This is a genomic window from Trinickia sp. LjRoot230, assembly GCF_964253315.1.
Taxonomy (GTDB): domain Bacteria; phylum Pseudomonadota; class Gammaproteobacteria; order Burkholderiales; family Burkholderiaceae; genus Trinickia.
The window spans coordinates 355,651-368,277 of the sequence record NZ_CAXUQX020000002.1 but is presented as its reverse complement, the minus strand read 5'-3'; the positions used below and the strand labels follow the sequence as shown (position 1 = coordinate 368,277).

At 60.4% G+C, this 12,627-nt stretch carries 11 protein-coding genes; 4 read left to right on the top strand and 7 right to left on the bottom strand.

Features of this window, described 5'->3' with window-relative positions; genetic code table 11:
- Positions 1-16: 16 nt before the first annotated feature.
- Together nirD and nirB are read right to left on the bottom strand one after the other, a co-directional pair.
- On the bottom strand, positions 17-343 hold the full coding sequence (gene nirD, locus ACSQ20_RS20700; RefSeq protein ID WP_436023761.1) for a nitrite reductase small subunit NirD: 327 nt from the start codon (positions 341-343) through the stop codon (positions 17-19).
- An 11-nt stretch (positions 344-354) separates the two neighbouring features.
- Positions 355-2,787, bottom strand: coding sequence for a nitrite reductase large subunit NirB (gene nirB / locus ACSQ20_RS20695; RefSeq protein ID WP_436023759.1), 2,433 nt, complete (start codon positions 2,785-2,787; stop codon positions 355-357).
- A 471-nt stretch (positions 2,788-3,258) separates the two neighbouring features.
- Between nirB and ACSQ20_RS20690 the strand changes: the two genes are divergently transcribed.
- Entirely contained in the window at positions 3,259-3,912 is a 654-nt protein-coding gene (locus ACSQ20_RS20690; RefSeq protein ID WP_436023757.1) for a peroxiredoxin, read from the top strand.
- Between the two features lie 56 nt (positions 3,913-3,968).
- Here ACSQ20_RS20690 and ACSQ20_RS20685 read toward each other — a convergent pair whose 3' ends face one another.
- The 3 genes from ACSQ20_RS20685 to ACSQ20_RS20675 form a co-directional block, all read right to left on the bottom strand.
- The gene (locus ACSQ20_RS20685) at positions 3,969-4,532 is read right to left on the bottom strand and encodes a hypothetical protein (RefSeq protein ID WP_436023755.1); all 564 of its coding nucleotides are present in this window, start codon (positions 4,530-4,532) and stop codon (positions 3,969-3,971) included.
- 148 nt (positions 4,533-4,680) lie between these two features.
- Positions 4,681-5,004 (bottom strand): hypothetical protein, encoded by a 324-nt coding sequence (locus tag ACSQ20_RS20680; RefSeq protein ID WP_436023753.1) that lies wholly within the window; start codon positions 5,002-5,004, stop codon positions 4,681-4,683.
- 123 nt (positions 5,005-5,127) lie between these two features.
- Positions 5,128-5,574 (bottom strand): hypothetical protein, encoded by a 447-nt coding sequence (locus tag ACSQ20_RS20675; RefSeq protein ID WP_436023751.1) that lies wholly within the window; start codon positions 5,572-5,574, stop codon positions 5,128-5,130.
- Between the two features lie 191 nt (positions 5,575-5,765).
- Here ACSQ20_RS20675 and ACSQ20_RS20670 point away from each other — a divergent pair, with 191 nt between their 5' ends.
- On the top strand, positions 5,766-6,551 hold the full coding sequence (locus ACSQ20_RS20670) for an SDR family oxidoreductase (protein WP_436023749.1): 786 nt from the start codon (positions 5,766-5,768) through the stop codon (positions 6,549-6,551).
- 3 nt (positions 6,552-6,554) lie between these two features.
- Here ACSQ20_RS20670 and ACSQ20_RS20665 read toward each other — a convergent pair whose 3' ends face one another.
- On the bottom strand, positions 6,555-7,937 hold the full coding sequence (locus ACSQ20_RS20665) for an alkaline phosphatase family protein (RefSeq protein ID WP_436023747.1): 1,383 nt from the start codon (positions 7,935-7,937) through the stop codon (positions 6,555-6,557).
- A gap of 108 nt (positions 7,938-8,045) precedes the next feature.
- A complete protein-coding gene (locus tag ACSQ20_RS20660) occupies positions 8,046-8,738 on the bottom strand; it encodes a glycine zipper 2TM domain-containing protein (RefSeq protein ID WP_436025769.1) in 693 nt (230 codons plus the stop codon).
- A 346-nt stretch (positions 8,739-9,084) separates the two neighbouring features.
- Here ACSQ20_RS20660 and ACSQ20_RS20655 point away from each other — a divergent pair, with 346 nt between their 5' ends.
- Positions 9,085-10,485, top strand: a complete 1,401-nt coding sequence (locus ACSQ20_RS20655; RefSeq protein WP_436023745.1) for a tryptophanase — start codon at positions 9,085-9,087, stop codon at positions 10,483-10,485.
- A gap of 477 nt (positions 10,486-10,962) precedes the next feature.
- On the top strand, positions 10,963-12,411 hold the full coding sequence (locus tag ACSQ20_RS20650; RefSeq protein WP_436023743.1) for a helix-turn-helix domain-containing protein: 1,449 nt from the start codon (positions 10,963-10,965) through the stop codon (positions 12,409-12,411).
- Positions 12,412-12,627 lie beyond the last annotated feature (216 nt).

Genomic DNA, 12,627 nt, shown 5'->3' with positions numbered 1-12,627 from the left:
TGCTAATGCACTCCCGTTACGCGAGGCAAAGGTACACTGCCTCGCCCTCGACTTTCACGGGAAAGCGCCGCGCGCAGCCTTCATCGGGCGCGCGCGCCTCGCCCGTGGCGAGTTCGATATTCCAGCTATGCAGCGGGCAGGTGACAGCCTTGCCGTGCACGATGCCTTGTGAAAGCGCGCCACCCTTGTGCGGGCAGCGATCGAGCAGCGCGAAGACTTCATCGTCGGCAGTACGAAAGATGGCGATGTCGGCGTCGGCATGCTTGAGCACGCGGCTGCCGAGCCGCGGAATGTCGGACACCTGGCAGACATGCGTCCAATTGGGAAGAGACGAGCGATCCATCATCAAAATCCTTAATCGATAACCGTGAGCGGAATATATTCGCGCGGCTGAGCACCTTCGACGCGCGCTTGCCACGGGTCGGGCAGGCCCTCGAGCGAATAGAGCAGCCGTTCGTAAAGCGCTTTGCGGCTCGCCTCGTCGTCAACCACTTTGCGCTTCACGTAATCGAGGCCGACACGTGCCACGTAATGCACGGTGCGATCGAGGTAATGCGCTTCTTCGCGATAGAGCTGCAAAAACGCGGCTGTATATTCCTTGACCTCGTCGGGCGTCTTGACCTTGGCGAGAAATTGCGCGACCTCGGTCTTGATGCCGCCGTTGCCGCCTACATACAGCTCCCATCCGCTATCGACCGCGATCACGCCGACGTCCTTGATCCCAGCTTCGGCGCAATTGCGCGGGCAGCCCGAGACGGCGAGCTTGACCTTGTGCGGCGACCACATGTTCGCGAGCATCGTTTCGAGATCGATGCCCATTTGCGTGCTGTTTTGTGTGCCGAAGCGGCAGAATTCGCTGCCCACGCAGGTCTTCACCGTGCGAATCGATTTGCCGTACGCATGGCCCGATTGCATGCCGAGATCTTTCCAAACGTTGACGAGATCTTCTTTCTTCACGCCGAGCAAGTCGATGCGTTGGCCGCCCGTCACCTTCACCATCGGAACGTGATATTTGTCGGCGACATCGGCAATGCGGCGCAACTCGTCGGGTGTCGTCACGCCGCCCTTCATCTGCGGAATGACGGAGAACGTGTTGTCCTTTTGAATATTGGCGTGCACGCGCTCATTGACGAAACGGCTTTGCGGATCGTCGACGGCCTCATGCGGCCAAGTGGAAATAAGGTAGTAGTTGATCGCCGGGCGACAGGTAGCGCAGCCGTTCGGCGTGCGCCATTCGAGGAACTCATAGACGGCCTGATGCGTGAGCAGCTTATGCTCGCGCACGGCCTTGCGCAGTTCGTCGTGCGTGTGGTCTGTGCAGCCGCACATGGCTTTGGTCTTCGGCGTTTCCTGGAAGCTCGTGCCAACGGTGCTCATCAGGATCTGCTCGACGAGACCGGAGCACGAACCGCACGAGCTGGCCGCTTTCGTGTGCTTTTTCACATCATCGAGCGTGAAAAGCCCCTTTTCGGTGATGGCCTTGACGATGGTGCCTTTACAGACGCCATTACAGCCGCATACCTCATCGCCGTCGGCCATGGCGGCCGCTCGGTTTTGTCCTTGCACACCGGCGTCGCCAATGCTCGATTCGCCGAACATCAGTCGATCACGCAGTTCGCCAAGCTTGCGGCCCTCGCGCAACAGCTTGAAGTACCACGCGCCGTCGGCGGTATCGCCATAAAGGCAAGCCCCGACGAGACGGTCGTCTTCGATCACCAGTTTTTTATAGACGCCGCTAGCGGGGTCGGACAGCACGATCTGCTCGGTGTTTTCGCCGCCGATAAAGTCGCCCGCCGAGAAGAGATCGATGCCCGTCACTTTGAGCTTCGTCGAGAGCACCGAGCCCTTGTAGCTGCCGATGCCCATCAGCGCGAGGTGATTCGCGCAGACTTTCGCCTGCTCGAAAAGCGGGGCAACCAGGCCATAAGCAATACCGCGATGGCTGACGCATTCGCCAACGGCATAAACGCGCGGATCGTATGTCTGCAGCGTATCGTTGACGACGATGCCGCGGTTGCAATACAAGCCCGCCTGCTCGGCGAGCGCGGTGTTCGGCTTGATGCCGGCGGCCATCACGACGATGTCGGCCGCTATTTCCTCGCCATCCTTGAACCGTACACCCGCGACTTCGCCGGCTTCGTTGCCGACGATCTCAGTGGTGGCCTTCGACAGCAGAAACGAGAGCCCGCGCGCTTCAAGCGAGCGCTGCAGCAGCTTGCCCGCATTGGCGTCGAGTTGACGCTCGAGCAGCGTCGAGGCGAGGTGGACGACCGTCACTTCCATGCCGCGCAGCTTCAACCCGTTGGCCGCTTCGAGGCCCAGGAGCCCGCCGCCGATTACGACCGCGTGACGCTTGACCTCAGCCGCCTTGATCATTGCTTCGGTGTCCTGAATATCGCGATAGGTGATCACACCTTTGAGCGATGCACCGGGCACGGGAAGAATGAACGGCTGCGAGCCCGTTGCAATCAGCAGACGGTCATACGGTGCCTCCGTGCCGTCTTCGGCAACGACGCAGCGACGCTTGCGATCGATGCGCGAAATCGCTTTGCCGAGATGCAGACGGATATCATTCTTCGCGTACCAATCGAGCGGATTGAGCACGATGTCGTCGAACGACTGCTCGCCGGCCAATACCGGCGAGAGCAAAATCCGGTTGTAGTTCGGATGCGGTTCGGCGCCGAAGACGGTGATGTCGTACTGATTGGGCGCAAGCGCCAGCAGCTCTTCGATTGTGCGGATTCCGGCCATGCCGTTGCCGATCACGACGAGTCGTGGCTTGTTCATCGATGTGGACTCCTTCAAGCGTGGGGCGTCGCAGCGTCGTTGCTCGACCGAAACCGAAGCCAAAAACAAACGGCGCCCGCTCGTGTCGATGCACGAGGGGACGCCGTTGTCCTTTTCATCGCGATGTCGGCCCGAGAGGGTGCCGCATCGCGTCTTTGCAGCATGCGCTCCGACACCGTTGCCGGAGCATGGCCGCGGTTAACGCAAAGGCTATGCCAGCATTTCGAAAGCTAGGTACTGCAAGGCTCTGAGCGCAATCGGCCCATTCGTTGGGCACGGTCACGGGATGGGTGTTGCACCGCAGCAGTGCAGGGCGTCGCGGGCGTCGCACCCGTTCGGCGCGGCGCCGTCCGCTTCGGTGCGCACGGTGGGTAACATATGGCGGTGCGCGTCTGTGTCTATAATCGTGAGCCGCATGCAGTCAACAGCTTGTCAATAGTTCGTCAACCACAGACTAAAAGGAGCTCTGATATGACCATCCGCATCGGTGACGAAGCCCCCGATTTCACCGCTGAAACGACTGAAGGCCCGATCAAGTTTCACGACTGGATCGGAAACGGCTGGGCAATTCTGTTCTCGCATCCGAAGGATTTCACCCCCGTGTGCACGACCGAGCTTGGCTATATGGCCCGGCTCAAGCCTGAATTTGACAAGCGCAACACCAAAATCATCGGCCTGAGCATCGACCCGGTCGGCGATCACGCGAAGTGGGTTGGCGACATCCAGGAAACGCAAGGGCACGCAGTCAACTATCCGATGATCGGCGACGCTGATCTCAACGTGGCCAAGCTGTACGACATGATTCATCCGAACGCGAGCGGCGGCACGCGTTCGGCGGCCGATAACGCCACGATTCGGTCGGTGTTCATTGTCGGGCCCGATAAGAAAGTGAAGGCAATGCTGATCTATCCGATGAGCGCAGGGCGCAATTTCGACGAGGTGCTGCGCCTTTTGGACGCGCTCCAACTCAATGCGCAGCATGCGGTTGCCACGCCGGTGAATTGGCGGCCGGGCGACGACGTGATTATTCCCACGTCGGTTTCCGATGAAGAAGCCAAGAAGAAGTATCCGCAGGGTTTCAAGACGTTGAAACCGTATTTGCGTACGGTCGCACAGCCGAAGTGATTGATTGCGGCGGAATAGCAGGTCAGAGCGCCGGCCCTCGTGGGCCGGCGTTTTATTTAGTTGGGGCCTTCTTTCAAAAACGCGATTGGCGCGGTGGTGCCCATGAAGATCGCGGCCTGATTAGCGTATACGCCGGCCACTAGCGTGTCAGTCGGGTCGCTGCGATTTTCGATGATCACCGTCGCGCCAGCGGGAACGGGGTATTGCCATTTTCCGAGCGGCGTTATTTTGATTATGTGGGAATCGAGGCTGGATCGTGTTTCATCCAACCGGCCGTAGTGGAGCAAATATCCGGCTCGATGATGCGCGCCGACCTGCGTTCGAATGCTCACGAGCGGCCGCTGATCACGCTGTGAAAACCGTCTCGGCAATTTCAATCCCGGATCGATATGACTGTCGACGGTATGAATGAATGACGGCTGACTCGGCAGCTTGAGCCATTTGATGATGACATTCGTTCTTACTCTTACCATCTTCGCCCACCCGCCGGCATCGACAGGCGTCAGCGAGATGACGGCGCCCGGGTTATCGCGTCTGCCTTCGCAAAGGCCAATGGCGTTATTGTCCAATTCACCGTCGGCCGCGCTAACGGCATGGGTGGCGGTTTGATTCGCATTCATGAGTGACCCCAACGTTCATATAAGGCGCTGGCATGACGGGCCAGCTTGCCGTTGAGGTGCGAATGCTACTGACGACGTGCCGCTGTGTTACGCGTTGTGAAAATTTTGGGACGAGTGGCTATCGCGCGGCCGTAAATCGCGATTGTGATTAACGGTTCAGCCTTTTCATTGCCTCGGATTCCATCGCTGCTTGCCATTCTTCCGAGGCTTCGATCGGGTCCATTTCGTCTTCGATCGAAGACTGTGCGCGCTCGGATGCATGCCGCGTATCATTGAAATCAGGGTCGAAGGTGTCGTCGGTGTCTTCATCGGTGGGCGGTTCGAGCATGTCGCGCAGCATCGCGTCGAGTTCAGCCGTATCCCACGGCTTGCCCTGCTGCTTGCAGACCTTGATGTAATGCCTGATCTCGGCATCTTGCTCCGCCGTCAAAGGGAGCCCGCGAAATGTCCGGTTCGGGTCGAGGTCGCTCATAGTGGCTCTCCGGCGCAGTGATGCTCAAAGTGTAGCGCCGATAGAGGCCGCAATGCTATCGGAAGGTTTCGTACAACGAAATGGTGTGCGGCGTTATCGCCGGCGCTTTTACGCGCGCTAGCACTAGTGAACGCAGCGTTCCGCCACGTTCGAAAAAAACGTCCGCAGCTGCGTGTCCCATGTGTCGTCGCGCAGCGGGACATGAGCCGCCGCAGTTTGCCGCATTTCAGGATCGAGGTGGATGGCGCGCAGCGCTCGCGCATCGAGAGGAGTACTGAATAACCGGCCTTCAGCATCGAGGAACAGGCACGCTTTGCCGCGGTAACGGGCGCCCCTGATCGAAGTGATATCGAACACGTGACGCGCCGATTCCTTCGGGTAGACGAAGATCACATTGATGCCGCGCGCTTCGAGGCGATCGCAGACGTCGGAGAATCGATAGAGCATCTGAAAGCCGCGCTCGCTTGCGCGGCCCACGCCGACCACGATCAAGCCATGCTTGCCCGTCACCTCGTGCACGAGGCGATGTGCGTACTCATGTGAAGTCAACCAAGCGTTGACGTCGATCACGTGGAGCTCCTGGCGGCTTTGATAGGTCAAATCAATAAATCTGATTGGATGATAGCGGAATTATCAGGAATTGATAATACCTCGCGAATAGATAGCACTCCTTACTATCGGCTCTGGGCCGCACCCACCGACTGTGGTACGCGATTTGCCACTCTGCTTGTCGGATGCGTTTGAGACGAACGGAGGTCGAAATGGATTTGCAGCAAAGCGTTGCCCTTGTGACCGGTGCCGGATCGGGCATCGGCAAAGCCAGTGCCGTGAAGCTCGCCGCGGACGGTGCGCGTGTCATCGTGCACGCGCACAAGGAGGCGGAAACCAAGGCGACTGTCGCCGAGATCGAACGCGACGGCGGTGACGCGTTCGGCGTTACGGCCGATCTGCGTGACGACAACGCCATGCGCGAGGCGATCAAGTGCGGCGTGGACTATTACGGCACGCTCGATATCGTCGTCGCGAACGCCGGCATCAACGGCGTATGGGCGCCGATCGACGCGCTGCAGCCAGACGAGTGGGACAACACGATCAACACCAATTTGCGCGGTACCTATCTGACGCTGCATTACGCTGTGCCGCATCTCAAGCGCGCGGGCAGCGGGTCGGTCGTCATCGTGTCGTCGATCAACGGTACGCGCATGTTCAGCCACGGCGGCGCCTCCGCCTATTCCACGACCAAAGGCGGTCTGCTCGCGCTCGGCCAAATGCTCGCGCTTGAACTCGCGAAGCATCGCATCCGCGTGAACGTGGTGTGTCCGGGGAAAGTCGACACCGAGATCAACGAGAACACGCGCGCGCGAGGGAATGAAGAGGCGTCCGAACCGGCACAGTATCCCGAGGGCAAGATTCCGCTAACGGATGGGCGTGCGGGCAAAAGCAGCGATATTGCCGAACTCGTTGCGTTTCTCGCATCCGACCGCGCGAAATTCATTACCGGTACGCCGGTTTGGATCGACGGCGGGCAGTCGCTGCTGGTCGGATGACGCTCAAGCGGCACCGCGGTATACAGGCAGCGTTTGAAACGCGCTAATGGAACGGCTGGCAGCAGCCGATGTGCTCGGCTGGCTGCCCGGTAGTGCAATCGGCGAGGGGCACGGCGGGATGTCGTCCCGGTGCCGCGGCGTGTTCAGCGAAAAAAGCCGATCGAACGCGTGCGCGGCAGCGATACGGTCATTCGTGATCACGGGCTTGCCGGGCGGCGGCCGCAACAGCACGTCGACCGTCTTGAGCAGCGACGTGTGGTCGTACACCGTGTGATCGATCGTCGATTGCCGAACGTAGGGTGAGATAACGAGCGCCGGTACCCGAAAACCGAGGCGATCAAAACGAAAGCCGTGCACGTTCAGATCGTTGCCCGCGCTCGGCGCCGATGGCGGCACGCAGGCGCCGGGAGCGACGTGGTCGAAGAAACCACCGTGCTCGTCGAACAGCACGATCAACGCGCTTTGCTCCCAATAGGGCGATGCCTTCACCGCTTCATAGACTTCTTTGATCAGGGCTTCGCCGCGCCGCACATCGCCGAGCGGGTGCATCGAGTTGCCGTTGCGAAAGCGGCTCAGCGGCGAGGCATCGTAGGTCGGCTCGATAAAGACAAAGCTCGGCGCGAACGGTTGTGCGCCGCGGAGCATCCCGAGAAAATCGGCATACGTCACGAAATTGCCCACGTGACGATCGACGCCCGCCAGCGCCCACGATTGCGGGAAATCCCCGCTCGCCACGATCCATTCCTGCGGGTTCAGCCTCGTCAGCACGGAGTCGGCGCCGTTGCCGAAGCGGGCTGCATCAAGAAAATCGGAGGCGAGCGTCGAAAGATCGCTTGGGCTGTGGTCTAGCCCCCACGACGTACCGGCCAATGTAAAAAATCGATTCGGCCACGTGGGCCCGGGCACCGACGAAAACCAGTGATCGCACACGGCGAACTGATGGGCGAGGAAATTCAGCACGGGCAACTGATCGGGTGTGAAGCAGCGCAACGCGCTGGCCACGTCGCAGCCATGATCGTCGAGGCAGGCCGCGAAGCCATAGTCGTTAGCCGATGCCGCAGGTGGAGGGTAGCTGCCGCCGAGGCGTATCGCGTCACCGACGCAATCAGCCTTGGCTATGGCGGCCGGGCCGCATAACTGCAGCAGCGCATCGGAAAACTCGTGACCCGGGTCCCCATCAAGTTGGAACGGTGCGCCCGCGCCGATCGAATATACGTTGCCGCTGCGGTCCCGATTGGTGAAGAGCGGCTTGCCGATCAGGCCCTCGGCTTGCGTCGGCGTGCCGTCCGGTGTCCATCCGCGCAAGTCGGACCAGCCAAAAATGTTGTCGTATGAGCGGTTTTCGAGCATCAGCACGAAAACTTTCTTAATCGATTGGCTGGCCAACGGTTGGGTTCCTTGCGGGCGATAGAGCGTTTAAAGGGAGGTGCGCGTTCAGAATAGGCGAGGACGGCATTGACTCGCTAATCGGGGTTAACCCTGATTTTTGTGTGGTCAGGAGGCGCTTAATGAATCGCCGGCCACGTGCACTCGCTCCCCGATCTGGAAAGCCGGCTGGGTGTTGTAGTTGAAATTGCGGTAGCTGCCGTCCTGCATCCGCACCTGCACTTGATACACCGTATTCTTGCGCACGGCGTGTTCGATGCCGTTACCGGCCAAGCCCCCGCCGACCGCACCGGCAATCGTCGCCAGCACGCGGCCGCGTCCGGCGCCGATCTGGTTGCCGAGCAGGCCGCCGGCCACCGCGCCGCCGACTGCCCCGACGCCGGTCGCTTGCTCCGGCGTTTGAACCGCATTGATCGCGACGATTTCGCCGGCCGTCGGATCGATGGCGGGCTGCGCGGGCGAACGCGTTTGCACGCCATTGTCGGTATACGAAGGAGCCTGTGCGGGACGCGCGACATGATGATGCGGCACGCGCGGTACGCTCACGGGGGCCGCTGGCTCGTTGCTCGACGCAAGCGGACCGCGTTGCGGCGCCGCAGACATGCTCGCGGCTGGTAGCGCCACGGCCGATGACGCGACCTGATCGGGCGGCGGTGCGGTGACGGCGCGCGAGGTCGGCAGCAGTCCTGTCATCGCTGCGATACCGGTCGCGCTGACGAGCACCACGGCGACGGCCGCCGTCGCGATGAGCGGGTGGATCCGATGACGGGGCGACAACTCGCGAGGCAGGTTCGTGTTCATGTTCATGTAGGACTCCTGAATGATTGCCTCAAAAACGCGGCATGCGGCTCGCCGGTGGACGCGCCATTAGTGACATTTGTAAGTAGTTGTTGGTCAAGGCGGTTCACTGCCCGACCTAGTTGCTCGACGATCTGCACGGGCAATCGAAACAATCGCCACAGCGCGCGCAAGTGAATCGTTTTCGTAGCGCCGCAATGCTCGTTGCATTCGACCTACGGATCGACCGGGGCGACGCGGGTTCCTGGCCCATAGAATGACCCTTACGATCCCTCGTGCGCCGCCTCGGGTCGGTATCAGATAGAACCGGGCGGTACGCGGTTTGCCAATCCACGCCGAGGAGCGATTCATGCAGAGAGTCCCAGCGCCTTTTCGCATCAAGATGGTCGAGGCAGTTCGCGAGACGACACTGGCGCAACGCGAACAGGCACTGAGAGACGCGGGCTACAACCCGTTTCAGCTACGCAGCGATGATGTCTACGTCGATTTGTTGACGGATTCGGGCACTGGGGCGATGAGCGATCGTCAATGGGCCGCGTTGATGCAAGCCGACGAGTCCTATGCCGGCTCGCGCAGCTATTTCCGATTGCAGGAAGTCGTGGCGCAACTGTTCGGCTACGCCTACATGGTGCCGACGCACCAGGGGCGCGGCGCCGAGCATATTTTGTTTCCATGCTTGGTCGAGCGTGCGCGCAGCGAGCGCGGCGCGACCGAACCGGTCTTCATCTCGAACTATCACTTCGATACGACAGCCGCACATGTCGAGTTGGCCGGCGCACGCGCGTTGAACGCGCTGACGCGCCGCGCTTTCGACACCGCTTCGCTCGATCCGTGGAAAGGCAACTTCGATCTCGAACAAGTGGCTCACCTGATCGAAACACACGGCCCGCGTAACGTGGCCGCCATCGTGACCACGGTGACATGCAACAGCAGCGGCGGCCAACCGGTCTCGCTAGCGAACATGAAGGCGGTGTACGACCTCGCGCATCGTTATAGCATTCCCGTCGTCATCGATTCCGCGCGCTTTAGCGAAAACGCCTATTTCATCAAAGCGCGCGAGGACGGTTTCGGCGATGCTTCGATCCCTGAAATCGTGGCGCACATGTACCGGTATGGCGATATGTTGACGATGTCGGCCAAGAAAGACGCGATGGTCAACATCGGCGGCATCTGCTGTATTCGTGAGGACCGCGACCTATTCGAGGCGGTGCGCGCGCGCTGCGTGCTGATGGAGGGCTTCGTCACGTACGGCGGCCTTGCAGGGCGGGACCTCGAAGCGATGGCGACAGGGCTTGCCGAGGCGGTCGACGAGCAACTGCTGGCCTACCGCATCGCGCAAGTTGCCCATTTGCATCGCCGGCTCGACGACGCAGGTGTTCCGGTTCAGCGGCCTTGCGGCGGGCACGCCGTATTTATCGATGCCGCACGGCTGTTGCCGCATATTCCGGCCGAACAGTTTCCCGCGCTCTCGCTTGCGAACGCGATTTATGTGGCGGGCGGAGTGCGCGGCGTCGAGATCGGTTCGTTGCTGCTCGGGCGCGATCCAAAAACGGGCGTGCAAAAGGCGTCGCCATTCGAATTGCTTCGGCTTGCTATTCCACGCCGCACCTATACGAACGATCACATGGATTACGTGGCGGACGTCATTATCGACACCCAAGCGCAGGCCGCGCAACTGCGCGGCTATGCCTTCGAGCAAGAGCCGCCGACGCTGCGCCATTTTCTGGCCCGCTTTCATCCGTTGCATTAAGCGTTGAACATAAATCCGTTGAACGCCTGTGCGGTGCGTATCGATCTCCCGTGGTTCGCGCAACCCACGCCACGCTGAACTACGGAAATACGATGTGCCCGTCAGCCGCGCAACTCATATGCTTGAGCGAAACGAGGGGTGTGCCATGCGGTCGGTCAATATTGACCCGCTCGGTTTTTGATGCGGTAACCGATGCCGGTTTTATTGCTCTACTATCGTTCAAACGCTCAAAAGTTCAAACATTAACTACGAAGCTTCGTACGCGATCGATAACGAAGAATTCTCAACAGTTCTCAAATGATTGCGGATAGTCAGATTTGTTGAATATGTCGTTCGAGTGCTTCTCTATAGTGGTGCAAATGCACTCGACCTTACGTCCATGGTGCCGGTAGTGGGCGGCTTACAATCTGTCCATCGCATCTGCACGTCATCACGTGCCGCTGCACCGGCACAAGTGCATCAACGAGGAGTTGCACGATGTTTCCGGCTCTCTATTTTCCGTTGGTTGCAGCGCAAGGCATGCGTTGTTCGCCTGCGGCGTTTCTAGATAAAGTCCGCGAAGGTAATCTCAACGCGGCAAGCGCATACGCAAACCGATGGGCCGATGAAGATCCGCAAAACGCGGATTTGCCGTGGCTCTTGCAGTTGCATGCCGACATGCTCAGCACACTCGGCATCGGGGACGAAGCCGAGGAACAATACCGTCGCGCTCAGAAGCTGATCCGTGCGCCACGTCAGGCGATGCGGGCAGCGTCGTGCCGCAACGCGGGGTGGCAGGCGCTTTTTCGTCACCGGCTGACGACGGCATTGTCCTGCTTCGCGCGTGTGATGGAAGAGACGGGGATCGACCCGTTGCTGATATTCGACGCGCGCGTCGGCATCATCTGCGCGCTTCACCAGCTGGGCCACCCACGCGATGCGATCAATCACCTCGATGAGCTCGGCGCCTTTGTCGAGACGATGGACGAAAGCGATGCGGTGCGCTTGCGCGACGTCGTGACGACGCTGCGCTATGACCTCGCGGTACAGCACGAGCTGCGCAGTGCGGCCCCGCTGGGCGATCACGTGTATTGGCATTCGGAGACGGCCGACGGCATGGCCGCGGTTCCGGAGGCGGGCGAGGGCATCGCCGCTCGGGAAAGCGCTGCGCTGCGCGTCGAGGTGCCGTTGCTGCGACAACGAATCGACTATCTGCGCGATATCCGCGCCCTGGTCCGCGGCGAGCGCACGGCGATGGAAAGCATCGCGCGACATCTGCAATGGGCTCAGCAGGCCGGGCTGCACGAATACGTACGCACGACGCGGCTCGAAGCCGTTCTCGCCGTATTAGCTTGTGCGGCGCCGCAGCTTGCCGAAACGCTGATCGAGCCGCTGCACCGGCTCGACCATGCAACGTCGACGGGCCATCGGCAGCTCGAATATCTTTACTGCGTTGCAAAGCTGCGGCAGGTTCAGGGGCGCGCCCCCGAGTCGATGCAGTTTTACAGCCGCTATGCGCTGCTTTCGATGCAGTGCCTGCGCGCGGATGCTCATGCGATCGCGCCGTTCGTCAGCAGAACGACGCGTCGGCCGCCGCAACTCGATGACGTGGGCGCGCGTCTGCCCGCGAAATATCGCCGCGCTTATCGGTACATGCAGGAAAATCTCGACCGGGCCGATTTGTCGGTGCGGGAGCTGGCCATCGAGATCGGTGTAACCGAACGAGCGTTGCAAACGGCGTTCAAGAATTTTCTCGGGTTGTCGCCGACGGAGTTGATTCGCCGTCAGCGCATGGAGCGCATCCGCGCCGAGCTGGAAGACCCATTTACGACGGACCGCAATATTCTCGGTGCGGCCAACAAGTGGGGCGTGCAGAATCGCTCAACGCTCGTTTCGAGCTATCGCAAGCAGTTCAACGAAGCGCCGTCGGAAACGCTCGAGCGGTGAGCGCGAGCTAGGCGCAAGGTCATCAGGAAACGCAACTGCGGGCAGTGTTTCCGTTTGTTTCGCGTTTTGACAAAACCTTTCGCGCCGTGACGGGTTCGGCGCATTCGAATCGTGCATGATGCGGTGGCCGGCTCAAAGCCGCGCTGCTGCTTTCAGTAACCTTCGATTGCCCGCATATGTTCACTCGTTCGAATATGACTGAACCAGGCCATGGCG